Below are 19,195 nucleotides of genomic sequence, written 5' to 3' on the forward strand. Positions count from 1 at the left end.
TTACCCTCATGCTAACCGCAACTAACCGATTTAGCTAAACCGCCAGAATAGCGTCATCTGAATGACGCCACGGAGATAACTATGCGGCTGTTTTTGGCCCCGATGGATGGTGTGCTCGATGCATTAATGCGTGAGCTACTGACCGCAGTCAACGATTATGATCTCTGCATCACCGAGTTTCTGCGTGTGGTTGATCAACGGCTACCCGCTAAATCGTTCTATCGCATCTGCCCTGAACTGCACCACAACGGGCTAACCGCTTCAGGAACGCCAGTACGGATACAACTGCTTGGGCAGCATCCAGAATGGTTGGCAGAAAATGCGGCTTTAGCGGTTGAATTAGGCTCTCATGGTGTCGATCTGAATTGTGGTTGTCCATCCAAGCAGGTCAATGGCAGTGGCGGAGGTGCCAGCCTGCTAAAAGATCCCGATTTAATTTACCGTGCGGCAAAAGCAATGCGTGCCGCAGTGCCAACTTCACTCCCCGTATCGGTCAAAGTTCGCTTAGGCTGGGATTGCAACCGCCACAGTATGGAAATTGCCGATGCCGTACAGCAAGCAGGAGCGAGCGAGATCACGGTGCATGGTCGAACAAAACTGGATGGCTACCGTGCCGACCGGATCAATTGGCCGGCGATCGGCTACATCCGCCAACAGCTCACCATTCCGGTGATAGCAAATGGCGAGATTTGGCATCACCAAAGCGCACAAGCCTGCTTACAAGTGACCGGCTGTGATGCGCTAATGCTCGGACGTGGTGCACTGAACCTGCCCAATCTGAGCAGAGTGATCAGAGAGAACCAGTCCGCTATGCCGTGGCCACAAGTGCTGCAACTACTGCAACAGTATCTACAACTGGAGAAACCCAAAGACAACGGTATGTACCACCTTGCCCGTATCAAGCAGTGGCTGGGATATTTGCGCCAGCAGTACCCAGCAGCCGATATGTTATTTAGTCAGATCCGCGCACTGAAACAGCTAACAGAGATCGCTGTAGTGATTGAGCAAACACTCGCAAGCGTTGATTAGCGCGGTCGTAACACCACTATGCCCGGTGTTTTCTCTAGATAGCGGATAAAATCTGCATTCACAACTTGCCGACTCTCTGCTGGTTGCTCAGTTTGGCGAGACGAGGCGTGGCGTAGCAGTGTGCCCTGTTCAGACACAATAAAAAATCCGGTATGCGTCACATCTAAGCCAGCGAGTGGCGTGTAAATACCAATATAATCACCGTTGTTAAGCTGATTGATCACCTGTTGATCAATCCACTCGCTCGGTAGATAAGTCACCGGCCGTTCAACCACCGCCACTCCAGGCAAGTAAAGCGTACCATCCGCTTTTTGGTTGAGTTGCTTTAGCACCGTGACACTGTGCTGACTGAGCGATGCCGTCACATCATCAGCAATCACCCGTTCACAGTATGCCCAATCGCTGAAAAAGTGGCGACGATGGGCAAAGGTAATATTGCCATTCCGATAACGGGTTTGAACTAAATTCTCCAGCAAGCTAGCTTCACTGCTCGCATGTCGCAACGCCTCTACGTACTCTAAGTAGGTCAAACAATCCAGTTGGCATAAGTCAATCACCAATTGTTCAGCCATGCTCGCTGAGCCGATCAAACGATTTGCCAAATAGGGCGTGGCAAGAAAAAACCGTGACAACTGCTCAATCACCTGCCCCTTTTCCGCATCCGCAAGCGTGCGACGCAGTGCCAATAATGCTGACAACCTTTGGCCACTGGCGCTATCGATGATACCGTTCATAACCGCCACCTCTTTTTAACCATAATCATTTGATTTGAATTAAAACAGGGCCAAATCACCAGACAGTTTAACACTATCATCAATGATTGTTGCCCATGCATACTGCTACTGGTAGCCAACGTCAGCATTCGACTTTTTAACGCCAGGCCACAACTGACCCGGTAAAATCTATCGACATTGGAAACGAGTTCCTCTAATTTACTCACTGCTTTTGTTAGCATGAACCAACTGTTTTTTTCAAAAAAATAACAAATCCCACCGTAGAATAGTGGGCTGGTTTTTTTGTTCATCTTTTAAATCATTTAATTATAGAGGGATTGATTTTGTCTAAGAAACCATTACTCATCTGTTTTTTCCTGCTCTCCAGCAGCCTGTTAGCAGGCTGTGCCAGTGAGTCATCACGCTCAATGGAAGTAGCAAAAGTCGCTTCCTATAACACCCCCTACCAAGGAGCACGCACACCCATCGCAGTCGGCAATTTTGACAACCGTTCCAATTACATGAACGGTATCTTTTCCGATGGTGTTGATCGCCTTGGCAATCAGTCTAAAACGATCCTGATCACTCATTTGCAACAAACCGGACGTTTTAATGTGCTGGATCGCGCCAATATGGCTGCACTGCAAGCTGAAGCTGCACTTTCCGGTCAACGGCAGGCTGTACAAGGCGCACGTTATGTGATCACCGGTGATGTCACCGAGTTTGGACGTAAAGAAGTGGGTGACCACCAGCTATTTGGCATTTTAGGACGTGGCAAAACCCAGGTTGCCTACGCCAAAGTTAACTTAAACGTAGTGAATGTACAAACTTCCGAAGTCGTATTCTCCAGCCAAGGTGCCGGTGAGTACTCGCTTTCCAACCGTGAAGTGATCGGTTTTGGTGGCACCGCTAGCTACGATTCAACATTAAACGGTAAAGTACTTGATTTGGCTGTCCGTGAAGCAGTCAATAATTTGATCAGCGGAATTGATCGTGGCGCATGGCGTCCAGCAAACTAGGGAAGGAAAGCGGAGCATATATTGTGATAACTAAAAAAATCAGTGCAGTGCTGATATTAGCTGTCTGTTTGGTCGGTTGTAGCCGTTCACCACAGCCACTCTATTACTGGGGCGATTATCAGAAAACAATATACCAGTATTATCAGACTGAGAGTGATAGCACAGGTCAGCAGATTGCCAGCCTGCAAGCGATGATTGAGCGTTCTCGCGCCAGCAATAAAGCGCTACCGCCTGGCGTTCATGCACACCTCGGTATGCTATACGCTAAAACAGGAAGAGCTGAACAGGCCGTCGCTGAATTCAATATGGAAAAGTTACTGTTCCCAGAATCTGCGCCATTTATGAACTTTTTAATTAGCAAAGATAAAGGGAGCAGAAAATGAAACATAGATTCGGAGCACTCGTTGCAGTCGCACTGATGCTATTGAGCGGTTGTGCCAAGAAAGCGCCTTATGACTATAGTGCGTTTCATGAAAGCAAACCGCGTTCCATTTTGGTGTTGCCTCCAGTTAGCCAGTCACTTGATATTAAAGCCAGTCACAGTGTGTTGGCCAGCACCAGCCAACCATTGGCTGAAGCCGGCTACTATGTGCTGCCAGTGGCAGTAGTGGAAGAAACTTTCATGCAAAATGGGCTGACCACCGCAGGTGACATTCACGCCGTAAGCATCGAGAAGCTACATCAAATCTTTGCTGCTGATGCGGTGCTGTATCTTGATGTCGTCAAATATGGTACTAACTACATTCTGTTAGCCAGTGAAACACGGGTAACGATTAACGCACGACTGGTTGATCTGCGTAGTGGTAAACTGCTCTGGAGCGGAAGTGGTAGCGCATCCAACAACGAAGGTGGCAACAGCAATAATGGTCTGTTAACCCAGTTGATCGTCGCAGCGGTACGGCAGGTTGTTGATACTATTAACGACAAAGGATTTGAGATCGGTGCGGTCGCCAACAATCGGCTACTATCGGCTGGTCGAGAAGGGGGTATTCTCTACGGCCCACGCTCACCAAAATATACCCAACAATATTAAATCGTTTTGCGGCAGCCAGTCGGCTGTCGCAAACTAATCTGAATTTACTGTGTTGGGCGAATGTCAGTAAATAAAATAGAGGTATCGGGGACTCAGTAAGGTACAAGGCGGTATGAAAATTCCAAAGAGACTGCAACCATTGGTTGACGATGGGCTGATTGATGATGTCATTCGGCGTTTAAAGAGCGGCAAGGAGGCGGACGTATTCATTGTGCGATGTGGTGATGAAATCCGCTGTGCTAAGGTGTACAAAGAGGCGGAAAAACGCAACTTCAAACAGGCGGTACACTACCAAGAGGGGCGCAAAGTACGCAATAGCCGTGATGCGCGCGCAATGCATAAAGGATCCAAATTTGGTCGTCAACAGCAGGAAGAGGCTTGGCAGAATACCGAAGTAGACGCACTCTATCTGCTGGCTAAAGCCGGAGTTCGTGTTCCACAACCAGATATCTGTTTGGATGGCGTGTTATTGATGGAACTGATCACCGATGCTGATGGAGCAGTAGCCCCACGTCTTAGTGATGTTGAGTTAGATGAACCGCAAGCATTACGTGATCATGCGTTAATGATGAACTACGCTGTACGCATGCTTTGTGCCGGTTTAGTACATGGCGACCTGTCCGAGTTTAACGTGTTGGTTGATCAGCACGGGCCAGTGATCATTGATCTGCCACAAGTGGTTGATGCTGCAGCCAACAATCATGCTAAAAGCATGTTTGAGCGTGATATTAACAATATTACTCAATACTATGGACAATATGCCCCTCAACTGCTGAATACCCAGTATGCGAAAGAGATCTGGTCGCTGTATCAGGCAGGGAATTTAACGCCAGAAAGCCCACTGACAGGCCATTTCATTGAACAACAAAAACGTGCCGATGTCAGTTCAGTGCTACACGAGATCCAGGCTGCAACAGAGGAGCATCAACGCCAATTAATGGCACGCAATAGAGAAGATTGACCTCCGTTGTCCACTGCTACGGGTGATAAACACGTCATTACCCGTAGTTTATTGCATCTCAACCACCCAAACCAATAAAACATCAAGAATTTAAATTTAATTTAAAATTAAAACAAAAAGTTATGCTCTAATCTTTTTTCTTAACCTGCTCTGCCATACCAAAGTGATGCTCCACCACTTCACGTTAATCTCAGCTAATTTCTCCCTATTAACAACCTCTTTATCACCTTACCTCGCTTTCCCATTTTCAATTAGAATTACGTAACTATTTCTTGCCTTAATCGATAATTAGAGCATATTTTCCAAATTTCATCATGCTGCATGATTTAACGAAAAATCACATCATTATCAATTATTGCACTGAAAAGATTGTATTTAATTTTTTTTCAGAAATTTCAAAGCATAAACTTTTAACATTTTATATACTATTTTAAAAATCAAAAACATAAGAAATAATAAATTAATCTGGAATATTGCAGAATTAAATGCTAGGTTAGCAAGTGTAACGATACGTTTTTCTGTACCTTGAAGTATTAAGTGTAGCGGTTCCTTTGATAACTGAGTTGAATTAAATCTGCGCGAGTTAGCATCCCACCGAATCTGCTGCAAAAGTTCTCGGTGTGCGTGATCACTGGCGGTATTGCCTGAGTGGTAGACACTGCGGTTAAACAGTAACCGCGCTTGTTGCTCATCGTCTGTTGGGATGTCTTGATAACTTGAGTTGACCACTGTTTTGGTTTTGTAGGGAGGATAACCAATTGAAAATTTACAGTTTAATTGAACATTCACAGCAAGATACAGCCAGAAACTTTGCAATAAAAACGACAGAAGATGAAGATATTGTAAATCGATCTATCCAGTACCAATACGCTATCAATAACAACGCCCCCTCTCTTTCCCTTTCTACTAACATCACGACAAGAAATCTTTTTTCTCGCCGTCTGAAATACGGTAACGCACTATGTAGCCTACTCATGGGCACGGCTTTACTGCTCACTGAACCCGTGTTTGCTGCTTCCATTCGTGCCGTTGTTGAAGCAGGCCGTTCAGGTATTGTCGGGAGTACCACCACGGTGACAGGGTCTTTAGCAGGCCCTAGTTATTATGAAACCATATACTCGGCATCTGGCTTCCCTGGAATTTCTACCTCTGGCTCCGGCTGTACCAAAGCAAGCGAGCTGGTGGCAGGATTCAGCCAAATTTATGGGTTTAAATTAACCGGCGTTGCTCAAGGCGCTACGGAAGGCGCTGTGTTGTTAGCTGAAGGTATCGGTACTTGGCAACGAACTTTGGTTGATACCACTAACAACTTTGCAGAAGAATTGCTGATTGGTACCGTGGTGTTTACCAAAGGGCTATGGATTAATAACTTTAACAGTCAATTTCTTGGTTATTCCTCAACAAGCAGCTATGATGATGGTCTTAATAATCAACAATTTAGCGGAAGCTCAACCATTGTTTGCCCGACAATTTTTCAAAAAGGCAACGCAGGTATCATGAGTGGATTTGAATGGAAAACAAATGATGACACAAGAAGATCTACGTTGAATGTCCGTTTTCTGATCGATGCGCCAAGTGGTGGAATGAGACCAGGAAGGTACACCAGCCCTCGGCTGTACTTTATCGATTCTGGCTATGACATGATCGGTAATAATCTATATCAAGAGCTCTTTTCAGAGGTAGAAGTGGTGGTTGCCAATTACTCCTGTTCTATCAACACACAACAGCAGCATAATATCGAGTTAGACCAGAAGACCAGCACTGTAGCTGTGGGCACGACGTTGTGGAAAACTACGCAAGCGGTCAGCGTTATTTGCAATGATAATGGTGGTTCTGAAAGCAACATTACTCCCTGGTTATCAATTATTGCCGCCGGTAAATCAGCAGGTGATAACCTAGAACCGTTAAACCTGGGGGTAGCCGGTACTGATGGTTTGGTCATACGCGGAGCTTGGGACACCACTCAGGAGCCAACCTGTGGCCCACAAGCAGCAGCTATGGCAAACTCAATGTACTTTGATGGTCGAGATGGCGTCGGATTAAAAGAGATCACTGTAAATAGCACTAATGTTAATGCCGAAGCAAAGGACATCATGTTCGTGCTGTGTAAAGTCGATGCAGTCGATGCAGGAGATTATGAGGCGCAAGCCACTATCTCAGTAGTGCAGCGATAACCGTCTATTTTACCTTTGATCGCCCAGCTCCAGCGTCAACAACAGGCAGCCACACTTGCTGTTGACGCTGTTATCGGTGATGACTGCCGGTTCAACTTTTGCTCAGTAGTGATCCTCTACCAGTCAAGAAAAATAAATACGATATTGTGATCCACCAATCAGATCGCCGCTTGAAAGGGAAATCGGTTGGGATTATAGTCGAGTGGCTTATTCTCAGGGCGGGGTGCAACTCCCCACCGGCGGTAGATCATCGTTATGCGGTTTTGTTTGATTGCAGTCTGTTAATTCAGTGTGTTGAAAAACTTAACAGCAGAAGATGAAAGCCCGCGAGCGCTCAGCCTGATGTTTCTGGCCTGTTGTTGATACAAAATCTCCATGACAGCAGACAAGATAACCTCGGGTTAGAGGTCAGCAGATCCGGTGTAACTCCGGAGCCGACGGTTATAGTCCGGATGGGAGAGAGTAACGGATACCTGCTAGGCTGTGCCTAGTTTGCGTTATTTTTGGTTGTATTATCGCCACTCCTCAAGATCGCCCTGATTCTGGTAATCCATAATTTCAGTGAGGTTTTTTTACCATGAATCAGACTCTACTTTCCGATTTTGGCACCCCGTTAGAACGGGTCGAGCGCGCTTTAGATGCACTGCGTGCAGGGCACGGCGTAATGGTGCTTGATGATGAAAACCGTGAAAACGAAGGCGACATGATCTTCGCTGCAGAAACCATGACACAGCAACAAATGGCACTGACCATTCGTCATGGCAGCGGTATTGTCTGCCTTTGCATCACCGAAGATCGCCGTCAACAGCTTGATCTGCCAATGATGGTACCACACAATTCCAGCCAGTTCCAAACTGCCTTTACTGTCACCATCGAAGCAGCGCAAGGGGTAACGACCGGTGTTTCAGCCGCTGATCGTCTCACCACCATTCGGGCTGCGATTGCCGATGGCGCAAAACCCAGTGACTTACACCGTCCAGGACATGTATTCCCATTACGCGCTCAAGTCGGTGGTGTGTTAACTCGTCGCGGTCACACCGAAGCAACGATTGACCTAGTTTCGATGGCCGGTTTCAAACCTGCTGGTGTCTTGTGTGAACTAACAAACGATGACGGTAGCATGGCTCGTGCGCCAGAGGTGATCACCTTTGCCAAGCAGCATCATATGGTAGTACTAACGATCGAAGACCTGGTTGCCTACCGTCAGTTGAAAGAGAAGAAAGCAAGCTAATCAAAAAAATAGCTGGCCCTCCCTCAGTTTATGAGTTGTGAAAAAGCCGCATATTGCGGCTTTTTCAATCTTCCGGGTATCAACCCAAAATAATATGTGGGTAAAAGCGTGAGAGATCCTGGGTAATCAATTCACGATCTTCACGGATGCCAATACCACAAGGCTGATCATCCACTAGCCAGCTACCAATCAATGTATAGCTATCGGCAAACTGCGGCAGTGGATAGAACTGCTGCACAATCATCCCCTCTTCACCGTATGGCCCTTCAACAGCGGCGATCTTCTTCCCCTCTTTCACAATCTGAATATTGGCCCCTTCGCGTGAAAACAGAGGTTTAATCACATAGTGATCCAACTCTGGATGTTCATCCTCAGCAAAATAAGCCGGTAACAGATTGGGGTGATTAGGGAACATTTGCCACAGTAATGGCAACAACGCTTTATTGGAGACAATACTTTTCCAGGCAGGCTCAAGCCAACGCACGCCCGCATCCTCCAGTTTGGTGGAAAACACCTCGCGCAGCATAAACTCCCAAGGATAGAGCTTAAACAAGTTCGTGATCACTTGATCCTGCTGGTCAGTAAACTGCCCTTTCTCCCCTAAACCGATCTGGTCAATGGCAAGAAACTCGGTCGCCAAACCAGCCTCTTCGGCACAATCCTGCAGATATTGCACCGTACAGCGATCTTCTTCACTCTCCTGACAGCAAGCAACATGCAACAAATTGACGCCATAATCAGCGCTCAACACCGCAAAACGCTCAATCAGCCTCTCCTGCAGACTGTTGTACTGATCCGCTTCGGCAGGCAATCGCCCAGCATTGATCTGATCCTCTAACCAGATCCATTGGAAAAACGCCGCCTCATAGAGAGAAGTCGGTGTGTCTGCATTATTTTCCAGCAACTTAGGGGGGGTTATGCCATCGTAGGCCAGATCAAGACGAGAATAGAGTGAAGGCTGCTTGGTACGCCAGGCATGACGGACAAAACTCCAAGTGTGCTTGGGAATACGGAACTTGGTCATCAACTGATCACTTGCGATCACCTTCTCTACCGCCTGCAAACACATCTGGTGCAATTCAGCGGTAGCCTGTTCAATCTCTTCAATTTGCGCCAACGTAAACTGGTAGTAGGCATCTTCACACCAGTAAGGCTCACCGTACATAGTGTGGAACTCAAAGCCAAACTCAACGGCTTTTTCACGCCAGTCAGCTCGTTCACTGATTGCAATGCGCTTCATCTGATCAACCGCCGCTACTGCGCGAACTGCTACTACGTGAAGATGAGGTGGCACTGGTTTTACGCTGCATCGCTGATTGCTTTGCCACACTGTCACCAAAACCACCACGTGTAATGGTATTCGTCACCGTAGGCTTAGGTGCCATTGCCGATTTTGGCACAGTCATGGTACGCCCACCGGCCGTTGCCGCCCCGTAGTTTTTACCACTGGCATCAACAAACTTACCATTTGCCGGGCTAGCTGGATTCCGTGAGGTGAACAGAGGCTGCTGGGCATAACCACGGTTACTCATCATGCTGCCCATCATGTACCCGGCCATCAACGGCATCCAAACACTGCCCGAAGAGCTGGATGCTGCTGTTGTCGTGGCAGTATTAGCTGATGTATCAGGTGCCATACTTGCTTGCGCGGGTGCTTGAGTACACTGTGATTCACCAAATTCAGCCACACAATCTTCGCGACTGGCATACTTGGGTGCCGTTCTCTCTGCTTCTTTCAACGCATTGTTATAAGCAACAGTACACTGTTCACTGATCGACGGATTAGCACGTGCGCAGTCATCTGCATTTTGATACAGCGAGACTGTCTCATCGGTCTGCTCACACCCTGTCAAGGTCAACGCGGTGGTGATCGCCAAAGCAACCGGTGTGATACGAGCCTCACGCCAGGATTTGCGAAAGGTCTCTTTATTGATACTTTTTGTCCGTTTCATCACTCGTCATCTCCTCACTTGAGCCATCATTAGCTCACTCAGTCATGCTGCTAAGCATAGGGGAAAAAGGTAGAGAGTTAAAGCCAAAATTCCAATCAAATCGAATCTTTACCAAACTATAGCTTACTGTTTTTGTTACACACTTTGCGCAAACAACCCTACAGCCACTGATCTTACTAACCACTTGTTGCAACAGCTTTAACCGACTATCAGCAAATAACCCACCTGCCAGCGTGCTGTGATTAGCTCACTGACTAATGTGCGCCAGCTCGCTTTCTATCGCCGCTGATCACCACCAACGTTACATAATGAAACGTTGCCCCATGTTATACGTTCCAATATGTAACGTTTTTTTTATTGTTCTCCAGTCACTCGGTAATCCGTATAGTCACTGTCATAACAATGTACTACGTTGTTTGACCTGAAATCTGAACGCGACCACTACCAATTTTCCTATAAGCTATTAAGGAGTCAGTTATGTTGAGAATCATTCAGTCACCCAGCAAATATATTCAAGGTGCCAATGCATTGGCCGCTGCTGGCGAGTACGTAAAGCGATTAACCGACCACTTTTTTATTATCGCCGATGATTTCGTGATGAAACTGGCTGGTGATACTGTAGCCAGCAGCCTGCAACAACACGGTGTAAAAAGCCACTCGGCGATCTTCAAAGGTGAATGTTGCCATAAAGAGATCAAACGCCTCACTGCTGAGTTAAAACAGCATGGCTGTAAAGGTGTGATCGGTATCGGTGGCGGTAAAACTCTGGATACCGCCAAAGCGATTGCTTACTTCGAACAGCTTCCTGTCGCATTGATGCCCACGATCGCCTCAACCGATGCCCCTACCAGCGCGTTATCGGTGATTTATACCGAACATGGTGAATTTGAAGAGTACCTGATCTACCCAAGCAACCCAGACATGGTGATCATGGACAGTGCGATTATTGCCAAAGCACCGGTACGCTTACTGGTGGCAGGCATGGGGGACGCACTCTCCACCTATTTTGAAGCACAAGCTTGCTATCAATCACGCGCCATCAGTATGGCCGGTGGTCAATCGACACTCGCTGCATTAAGTTTGGCGCGGTTATGCTATGAAACCCTACTCGCGGAAGGGGTTAAAGCCAAACTGGCCGCAGAATCAGGCATTGCTACCGAAGCGGTAGAACGCATTATTGAAGCGAATACCTACCTCAGTGGTCTTGGATTTGAAAGCAGTGGCCTTGCTGCTGCCCACGCAATCCACAACGGTTTCACCGTGCTAGAAGAGTGCCACCATATGTACCACGGCGAGAAAGTCGCTGTAGGCACACTGTCACAACTCACTCTGCAAAATAGCCCAATGGAGTTGATCGAGACCGTACTCGATTTCTGTCACAAAGTTGGTCTACCGATTACCCTTGGCCAAATGGGGATCAGTGGCGATCTGGACGAAAAGATTGGCCGAGTTGCGGTGGCAAGCTGTGCTGAAGGTGAAACCATCCACAACATGCCATTTAAGGTAACACCGGATCTGGTCAAAGCAGCAATTTTGACTGCTGACAAATTGGGCACAGCCTGGCTAAAACGCGGCTAGACAGATCTGTGACGCTGCTCACTGCATCCCACTGTCTGAACATTAATACCTGACGCCTTTAGGTGTTACTTTCACCATCACCGCTACCATCTCCAAACGTAACCGCTTGGAGATGGTTCTGAGCAATATGACACCGCTGATGGTGAACCCCCGCTCCAACCGAGGAATAACACGGTGAAAAAACTTATCAATGAAGTTGAATCAGTACTGAATGAACAATTATTAGGCATGAGCGCAGCTCACCCTGAATTACAAATCCACCAAGATCCGCTGTTTGTCACCCGCACCGCCGGTCCGACTGAAGGAAAGGTGGCTCTACTGTCTGGTGGCGGCAGTGGACATGAACCGATGCACTGTGGTTTTGTTGGCGCAGGCATGTTAGATGGTGCTTGCCCTGGCGAAATTTTCACCTCACCAACACCAGATAAAATGTACGAATGTGGTCTGGCGATTGATGGTGGCGCTGGCGTACTGCTGATCATTAAAAACTACACCGGTGACGTGCTCAATTTTGAAACCGCAACAGAACTGCTACACGAAAGTGGCATTGCGGTTGCCACAGTGCTGGTCGACGATGATGTAGCAGTGAAAGATAGCCTGTTTACCGCTGGGCGACGCGGGGTAGCCAATACCGTACTGATGGAAAAACTGCTCGGTGCAGCAGCAGTGAGAGGTGATGATCTGGATGCCATCGTCGCCTTAGGACATAAAATTAACAACCAAGGACACTCATTAGGTATTGCGCTCGGTGCCTGTACCGTGCCAGCAGCCGGTAAGCCCTCGTTTGTGCTGGCTGACAACGAGATGGAGTTTGGCGTTGGCATCCACGGTGAACCGGGGATCGAACGGCGCCCGTTTGTCTCACTAGACCAGACTGTTGATGACATGTTTGCAACCTTGGTTGATCACGGCCCATATCAACGCACCATCCGCATCTGGGATCGTAAATTGGGCGAATGGCGTGAAGAAGTTCAGAGTAAATCAGCACTCACCAAAGGTGATCGCGTCATTGCACTGATTAACAACCTTGGTTCAACACCACTGTCTGAACTCTACGGTGTCTATAACCGCTTAGTGAGCTGCTGTCGCCATGCAGGCATCAGCATTGAACGTAACCTAATCGGTTCATACTGCACCTCTCTGGATATGCAAGGAGTCTCAATCACGTTACTGAAAGTGGATGATGAACTGCTATCACTGTGGGATGCGCCGGTAAAAACACCAGCGCTGTGCTGGGGGTAAGGAGAGAACATGACACTAAGCAAACAACAGGTGGTCGAGTGGTTAATGCGCTGTGGTGATGTTTTTGCCCAACAGCGTGACTTTCTCACCCAACTGGACACAGAAATTGGCGACGGTGACCACGGTTTAAACATGAACCGAGGCTTCAACAAAGTAGTAGAAAAGCTGCCTTCTGTTGCCGATAAAGACATCGGCTTTATTCTCAAGAATGCAGGCATGACTCTGCTTTCCAGTGTAGGAGGGGCGAGCGGTCCACTGTTTGGCACCTTCTTTATCCGTGCAGCTCAAGTAGCGAACGCCAAGCAGAGTTTAGATCTGGCGGAATTAAAAGCGGTACTACAAGAGGGCGCTGACGGCGTATTGATGCGTGGCAAAGCCGAACCGGGTGATAAAACCATGTGTGATGTCTGGGGACCGGTAGTAGAAAGTCTCACTCACTCACTACAGCAGCAGTTAAGTGTCAGCCAAGCGTTACAACAGGCAGCAACACGCGCAGAGCAGGCAGCACAGGCAACCATCACCATGCAAGCACGCAAAGGACGCGCCAGCTACCTTGGTGAGCGCAGTATCGGCCACCAGGATCCGGGTGCAACCTCTGCCATGTTGATGATGCAAACACTCGCAACGGTGGTAGAGGCAACAGGATGATCAATATCGTAGTGGTTTCGCACAGTGCACGCTTGGCACAAGGCGTTGAAGAACTGGCTCGCCAGATGATGAGCAGTAACGGCTGCCGGTTAGCACTGGCAGCCGGTGTCGATGACGAACAGAACCCGATTGGCACCGATGCGATCAAAGTGATGGAAGCCATTGAGTCAGTTGCAGATGCTAGCGGGATTGTCGTTCTAATGGATTTAGGCAGCGCACTACTGAGTGCCGAAACAGCGCTGGAGCTGTTAGATCCTGAGATTGCCGAGCGTGTCACGCTCTGTTCTGCGCCACTGGTTGAAGGGACCTTAGCCGCTGTCGTCACTGCCAATGCTGGCGGAACGCTGGAACAGGTACTGGCTGAAGCACGTGGCGCACTACAGGCCAAACAGGCACAACTGGGTGATAACAGCGCCAGCGACGCCCCCGAGACACCCAGTGTACCGCTCGATGATGCTAACAGCGTAAGCTGGCAAGTACTCAATCCACACGGACTACACGCCCGCCCAGCAGCGCGTTTGGCCGAAGTATTGGCGCCGTTTGATGCTGAATTGGTGTTAGAAAAAGCGGGGCGAGGTGTTAACCCACGCAGTGTCAGCCAGTTGGCTCTACTGCAAGTTGGCTACGGTGATACCGTGCGCTTATTTGCCCGTGGGCCGCAAGCTGCGGAAGCATTAGCCGCATTTGCCGCGCTCTCAGCACAGCATTTCGGTGAAACCATTAGCGAACCACAGACCTCATTGGCCGGAGTTGCAGTAAAAGAGAGTGCCGTAAGTGGGCCACTGTGCCGCGTAGAAAAAGTGTGGCCGGCCGTGATAGCGCGACAAATCACCCCTGATGATGTGGCTGCGGAACAACAACGGCTTCAGCAAGCAATTCGGCGCACACTCACCGATTTGGAGCAACTGGCTGAACGGACTGAACAACTGATTGGCCAATCACAAGCAGGGATCTTCCAAGCCCACGCAATGCTGCTGGACGATGAAGATCTGCAACAGGCTGCGACAGCAAAAATTGCCCAACACTTATGCAGTGCTGAGCAGGCACTGGCACAAGAGCTGGAGCAGATTGCCGCTGACTATCGCGCGCTTGACGATGCCTATCTACAAGCGCGCGAGTTGGATGTGCGTGATATTTTGCGCCGCGCGCTCAGCCATCTGCAACAGCAGTCACTACCGCAGTTAACACTGAATCAACCCGCTATTCTGGTGATGGACGAGATACTGCCTTCTGAGGTAGTGCTGCTTGAACGCCAGCATATACTGGGTATCTGTCTCAGTAGTGGTAATGCGCTGTCACATGCTGCGATCTTGGCCAAAGCAATGGGCATTCCAATGCTGGTTGGACTCGGTACCCCTCTGAACAGCATCAGCGATGGGCAAAAAGCGACACTGGATAGTGCGCAAGGTGTATTGCAACTGGCGAGTTAACCGCCAAGTCCTGCCTTCACCGGCACGTGTCATTAGAAACGCTGCTTAAACTGGCGGATATCAATCTGTAGCTGCTTGATTTTCCGCCATAAGGTGGTACGACTGATCCCTAGCAGTGGTGCCATCTCGTTCAGTTGCCCGTGGCTGACATTCGCTGCACGGATGATCGCCTGACGCTCCATTTCAGTTAACGTCAACAACGGTAACTCTGGCTGACTTTCACTCTCCAGTAACGGCTGCTGGCTTAGCAGATGTGCTGGTAAATCTGGCAGTTGGATATGATGTCCTTGGCAGATCATAGCAGCGCGTTCAATCACCCCTTTTAGCTCTAAATCATTACCTGGCCACAAATAGAGCTCAAGTTGCGTGATCACTTGTTCATCGATACGAAAACGACACTGGAAATGCTGCTCCAAACTGCGTAAATGGTGCTGCACCAATTGTGGAATATCACTCAAACGCTGGCGCAACGGCGGGATCTGGATCTCAAACGCCTGCAAACTGTAAAACAGCTGACGGCGAAAACGGTTCTGCTGTACCAACAGCGGCAGATTGGCACTACTGCTGGCAATAATACGCACATTCACCGGTATCAGATGGCTTGAGTTGATGCGCATGACAACACCAGTTTTCAGGATCTGTAACAGCGCGGACTGCATCTCAGGTGACAAATACTCAATCTGCTCCAGATAAAGCGTGCCGCCATTAGCCAGCTCAAACCGGCTAAGCTGCCCAGCCTCCTCTGCACTGGCACCACTACCGAGCAGTGCTTTTAGCCCCTGCTCCTCCGGGAGTAACTGACAGTTAAGCGCAATATAGGGGCCAGCAGCACGTTCACTGGCATTGTGGATCGCCTGGCTAATCAGCTCCTTGCCAACTCCCTCTTCACCGCATAACAAAATAGGATGGCTGCCTTTTGCTGCCTGCTGCCCGTAGCGGATCAAGCGGCGCATCTCCTGAGTACCGGAAGGCATCTGTTCAAAGCTGTGGCTAACACGGCCAATCTGGCTACTGACATATTGGTGCAGTCTCTCCAGCGGATGTAGCAACGCGATAAAACTACAGTGCTCACCATCAGGTATCGGTTTCAGTGTTAACAGTGCGCTAATAAATTGACCATGATTCTCAAACGTCACTTCGACATGCTGTAACGACTGGCGCTGTTCAATCGCACGATTAAGCAGTGCCGGTAATGTCAGCAACTGTGTTAACGGCTTGCCCTGACTCTGCTGTTCATGCAGTTTCAGCATCGCCGCAGCACGTTGATTAAGGTATTGCAGGTGACCACGATGATCCCAAGCCATCACGCCATCATCAACGCTGTCGAGCAGGCCATTAAGCTGGTTAAGATGGCGATTAGATTCAGCCAACAATCCATCTGCATTGAGCGCATTGCCGATTTCCCTGGCAATTGCCAAAATCAGCGAGAGATCACTGGCACTGACATGGGCTAATCCACAACCGAGCGCCAACGTGCCACGTTGACGACCGCTGTTATCATAAACCGGTGCCGCACAGAACGACCAGCTATGCAAGGCCTGACGAACATGTTCCGTGCCGTACACCTGAATCGGGTGCCCCTCAAGCGCCGCCAGCGCTGGTGCATTGGTACCGATATCTCCCTCGGCCCAATAAGCACCAGGCACAAACCCCAGTTCAGCCAACTGCTGACGAGTCTGTTGATCACCACACTGCCACAGGGTGCAACCGCTCTCATCCAGGATCATCAACACACAGTGGCGTTGTTCCATGTATTCCCAAGCATCTTCCAGTGCAGCCTGACCTAAGGTGATAAAGTCATCTTTCCGCTGACAGATCGAGTGGAAAGTCGCCCCCAGCGCACGGTGTGGCGCTTTCCACACCGTCGGTTTCATCAGAGTACGGCAGCGCAGCCAGGAAGCGTAGATTGCTGGCTCTGGCTGCTGTTGGGCCGCCAGAGACCCGCTGGCAATCAACTGTTGCCAGCGTGAAGCATTCTCCTGCAGATCCTGTTGAGTCATTGATCGCATCAGCGGTTTATACCGTTACTGTGCGACATAAGGTTGCAATTGAAATACCACATCGACCTGATCACTAAACTGGATCACCTGCTGTTCGTAAGTTTGTGCCACATCCGCCTCAGACATTGCCACCGCACTTTTGAACATACGGCCAATCGGCATAGGTTGGGCATTAGCAACACGATAACGAATGCTATATATCGGCCCTAACTGGGTACTAAATCCTTCTGCCAGTAACTGCGCTTGCTCAATAGCATTCTTGATCGCCTGCTGACGAGCCTGCTCACGATAGCGATCAGGATTGGCCACCCCCAAATCGATCGCGCGGATCTCATTTAAACCTGACTGCAATGCACCATCGAGCAGTTGATTCAGTTTATCTAACTGCCGCAACGTGACTTGCACGCTACGTATCGCTCGATAACCTTTCAAAACTGATGTTCCATTGCTCTGATACTGATATTCCGGCTGTGTGCGCAAATTGGCAGCACTGATATCTTTCTTATCAATACCGTTTTTTTGCAGGAAGGCAAAATATTGTGCTACTCGCTGATCAACCTGCTGCTTAGCCTGTGCCGCATCAGCAGAAGAGATGCTCACTTCGATTGAAAGAGTAGCAATATCAGGTATTGCATCCACGCTAGCACTGCCCGAAGTGACGACATGAGGGCCATTTGGCAATTCCGCTGCCGGTAATGCGAGAGAAAAACTCGCCAATCCAATCATTGCGGTCAACGCCAATACATTAAGTTTCATAATATCTCCTCAAGTGACCAGTGATTTCATCTATATCCTTGTTACACAAAGTTGTAAGTAAGCGGCAACTTTGTGTAATAGGTATATACTAATACTACACACTAACCCTATCGACGGTCGGTAGGGCTTTACGTATAGTACGAGCAATTTTGTTGCCTATACAGGGTTACACAATGATTATCAGTTTAATTGCAGCGTTGGCAGTAGATCGAGTGATCGGTATGGAAAATGCCATGCCGTGGCGTTTATCTGGCGATTTAGCATGGTTTAAACGCAACACATTGAATAAACCAGTGATTATGGGTAGAAAAACCTTTGAGTCGATCGGCCGAGCACTCCCCGGACGCCACAACATTGTGCTCAGCAGCCAACCCGGTACTGCACCTGATGTCACTTGGGTCTCCTCCGTTGCTGAAGCATTGGCTGCGGCTGGTGATGCAGAAGAGATCATGGTGATCGGCGGTGGACAGATCTACACCCAATTCCTGCCCAAAGCTAGTCGGATGTATTTGACTCACGTTGATGCTGAAGTTGAAGGAGATACCCATTTTCCCGATTATGAGCCGGATGAATGGCACTCGTCATTTAGCGAGTTTCACGACGCCGATGAGCTAAATTCACACAGCTACTGCTTTGAAATTTTAGAACGCCGCAAGTAACGCTGCCGCCTGTTACCACAAACAACCGATATCCCATCCCAGAGCGCGCTGTTTTGGCTCCGGTTAACCGAGAGCCAAAACAGCCGATTTTCGTCAATCACGCAATTAAAAATCCGGTTCCGCACGAAAATGCATCGGCGACAAATAGACCGGATGCACAATACAGAGCTGTTGTGCATGAAGCTGTAGCCGTGACGCCATCGCCTTAACCTCTGCCGGAGCGTAAAAACCATCGCCAAGAATTGGATGCCCCAACGCCTGCATATGCAAACGCAGTTGATGAGATCGCCCAGTAATTGGCGTCAGTTTTACCCGAGTACATAACTGCTGTTCACGACAAATCACCTGATATTCGGTCTGTGCCGCTTTACCTGTGGTGAAACAGACTTTCTGCAATGGCCGGTTCGGCCAATCACAAATCAAAGGTAAATCAACCACACCCTGTTCCTGCGGCAGATACCCCCAGACGCGAGCAATGTAACACTTCTTCGGTTCACGCTCGCGAAATTGGCGCTTCAGCTCACGCTCAGCCGCCTTGTTCAACGCCACTACAATCACGCCACTGGTCGCCATATCCAAGCGGTGTACGGATTCTGCCGCTGGGAAATCACGCTGAATACGCGTCATCACACTATCTTTATGTTCTGCAGCGCGCCCAGGCACCGAGAGTAACCCGCTCGGTTTATTCACCACGATAATATGTTGATCCTGATAGAGCACATGCAGCGGATCTTGAGGCGGACGGTAAGGTTCCATTTCGATTCAGCTCC

General features: G+C 48.9%; 18 protein-coding genes and 1 riboswitch. Of the genes, 12 read left to right on the forward strand and 6 right to left on the reverse strand.

The genetic code is table 11. The annotated features are described in order from the left end of the window. The first annotated feature begins 81 nt into the window (after positions 1-81). Positions 82-1,029: a tRNA dihydrouridine(16) synthase DusC gene (gene dusC / locus EOJ37_RS06915; RefSeq protein WP_127959200.1), complete on the forward strand. Its 948-nt coding sequence runs from the start codon at positions 82-84 to the stop codon at positions 1,027-1,029. Here dusC and EOJ37_RS06920 read toward each other — a convergent pair. After that, positions 1,026-1,763 (reverse strand): DUF1460 domain-containing protein, encoded by a 738-nt coding sequence (locus EOJ37_RS06920; RefSeq protein WP_127959201.1) that lies wholly within the window; start codon positions 1,761-1,763, stop codon positions 1,026-1,028. The two genes, dusC and EOJ37_RS06920, sit on opposite strands and share 4 nt — an antisense overlap. 323 nt (positions 1,764-2,086) lie before the next feature. Between EOJ37_RS06920 and EOJ37_RS06925 the strand changes: the two genes are divergently transcribed. The 6 genes from EOJ37_RS06925 (at position 2,087) to ribB (ending at position 8,160) form a co-directional block, all read left to right on the forward strand. Then, the gene (locus EOJ37_RS06925) at positions 2,087-2,761 is read left to right on the forward strand and encodes a CsgG/HfaB family protein (RefSeq protein WP_240651673.1); all 675 of its coding nucleotides are present in this window, start codon (positions 2,087-2,089) and stop codon (positions 2,759-2,761) included. 20 nt (positions 2,762-2,781) lie between these two features. Then, complete coding sequence (locus tag EOJ37_RS06930) at positions 2,782-3,144, forward strand: DUF4810 domain-containing protein (RefSeq protein WP_206194031.1); 363 nt, start codon at positions 2,782-2,784, stop codon at positions 3,142-3,144. Further along, positions 3,141-3,794 carry a DUF799 domain-containing protein gene (locus EOJ37_RS06935; protein ID WP_127959203.1) on the forward strand — a complete coding sequence of 218 codons (654 nt, stop codon included), beginning with the start codon at positions 3,141-3,143 and terminating at the stop codon, positions 3,792-3,794. The genes EOJ37_RS06930 and EOJ37_RS06935 overlap by 4 nt, the downstream gene beginning before the upstream one ends. Positions 3,795-3,906: 112 nt before the next feature. After that, positions 3,907-4,755 (forward strand): PA4780 family RIO1-like protein kinase, encoded by an 849-nt coding sequence (locus EOJ37_RS06940; protein WP_127959204.1) that lies wholly within the window; start codon positions 3,907-3,909, stop codon positions 4,753-4,755. A 758-nt stretch (positions 4,756-5,513) separates the two neighbouring features. Further along, positions 5,514-6,929, forward strand: coding sequence for a hypothetical protein (locus EOJ37_RS06945; protein WP_127959205.1), 1,416 nt, complete (start codon positions 5,514-5,516; stop codon positions 6,927-6,929). Between the two features lie 205 nt (positions 6,930-7,134). Beyond that, a riboswitch (FMN riboswitch) is annotated at positions 7,135-7,397 on the forward strand. 109 nt (positions 7,398-7,506) lie between these two features. Further along, positions 7,507-8,160, forward strand: a complete 654-nt coding sequence (gene ribB / locus EOJ37_RS06950) for a 3,4-dihydroxy-2-butanone-4-phosphate synthase (protein ID WP_127959206.1) — start codon at positions 7,507-7,509, stop codon at positions 8,158-8,160. Between the two features lie 79 nt (positions 8,161-8,239). On the opposite strand, the gene EOJ37_RS06955 is transcribed toward ribB, so the two are convergent. Next, positions 8,240-9,400: a glutathionylspermidine synthase family protein gene (locus EOJ37_RS06955; RefSeq protein WP_127959207.1), complete on the reverse strand. Its 1,161-nt coding sequence runs from the start codon at positions 9,398-9,400 to the stop codon at positions 8,240-8,242. Between the two features lie 4 nt (positions 9,401-9,404). Continuing rightward, entirely contained in the window at positions 9,405-10,112 is a 708-nt protein-coding gene (locus EOJ37_RS06960) for a DUF1190 family protein (protein WP_127959208.1), read from the reverse strand. A 477-nt stretch (positions 10,113-10,589) separates the two neighbouring features. Here EOJ37_RS06960 and EOJ37_RS06965 point away from each other — a divergent pair, with 477 nt between their 5' ends. The 4 genes from EOJ37_RS06965 (at position 10,590) to dhaM (ending at position 15,010) form a co-directional block, all read left to right on the forward strand. Beyond that, positions 10,590-11,690: a glycerol dehydrogenase gene (locus tag EOJ37_RS06965; RefSeq protein WP_127959209.1), complete on the forward strand. Its 1,101-nt coding sequence runs from the start codon at positions 10,590-10,592 to the stop codon at positions 11,688-11,690. A 174-nt stretch (positions 11,691-11,864) separates the two neighbouring features. After that, on the forward strand, positions 11,865-12,932 hold the full coding sequence (gene dhaK, locus EOJ37_RS06970) for a dihydroxyacetone kinase subunit DhaK (protein WP_127959210.1): 1,068 nt from the start codon (positions 11,865-11,867) through the stop codon (positions 12,930-12,932). A 9-nt stretch (positions 12,933-12,941) separates the two neighbouring features. Continuing rightward, on the forward strand, positions 12,942-13,580 hold the full coding sequence (gene dhaL / locus EOJ37_RS06975; protein ID WP_127959211.1) for a dihydroxyacetone kinase subunit DhaL: 639 nt from the start codon (positions 12,942-12,944) through the stop codon (positions 13,578-13,580). Beyond that, positions 13,577-15,010, forward strand: a complete 1,434-nt coding sequence (gene dhaM / locus EOJ37_RS06980) for a dihydroxyacetone kinase phosphoryl donor subunit DhaM (RefSeq protein WP_127959212.1) — start codon at positions 13,577-13,579, stop codon at positions 15,008-15,010. Before dhaL ends, dhaM begins: the two co-directional genes overlap by 4 nt. Positions 15,011-15,042: 32 nt before the next feature. On the opposite strand, the gene dhaR is transcribed toward dhaM, so the two are convergent. After that, complete coding sequence (gene dhaR, locus EOJ37_RS06985; RefSeq protein WP_127959213.1) at positions 15,043-17,010, reverse strand: dihydroxyacetone kinase operon transcriptional regulator DhaR; 1,968 nt, start codon at positions 17,008-17,010, stop codon at positions 15,043-15,045. Positions 17,011-17,034: 24 nt separating this feature from the next. Then, a complete protein-coding gene (locus EOJ37_RS06990) occupies positions 17,035-17,766 on the reverse strand; it encodes an oxidative stress defense protein (RefSeq protein WP_127959214.1) in 732 nt (243 codons plus the stop codon). A 176-nt stretch (positions 17,767-17,942) separates the two neighbouring features. Between EOJ37_RS06990 and folA the strand changes: the two genes are divergently transcribed. Then, entirely contained in the window at positions 17,943-18,425 is a 483-nt protein-coding gene (gene folA / locus EOJ37_RS06995; RefSeq protein WP_162473667.1) for a type 3 dihydrofolate reductase, read from the forward strand. A 105-nt stretch (positions 18,426-18,530) separates the two neighbouring features. On the opposite strand, the gene rluA is transcribed toward folA, so the two are convergent. Beyond that, the gene (gene rluA, locus EOJ37_RS07000) at positions 18,531-19,181 is read right to left on the reverse strand and encodes a bifunctional tRNA pseudouridine(32) synthase/23S rRNA pseudouridine(746) synthase RluA (protein WP_127959216.1); all 651 of its coding nucleotides are present in this window, start codon (positions 19,179-19,181) and stop codon (positions 18,531-18,533) included. Positions 19,182-19,195 lie beyond the last annotated feature (14 nt).

The sequence above is a fragment of the Serratia microhaemolytica genome (assembly GCF_004011885.1).
GTDB classification, from domain to species: domain Bacteria; phylum Pseudomonadota; class Gammaproteobacteria; order Enterobacterales; family Enterobacteriaceae; genus Serratia_G; species Serratia_G microhaemolytica.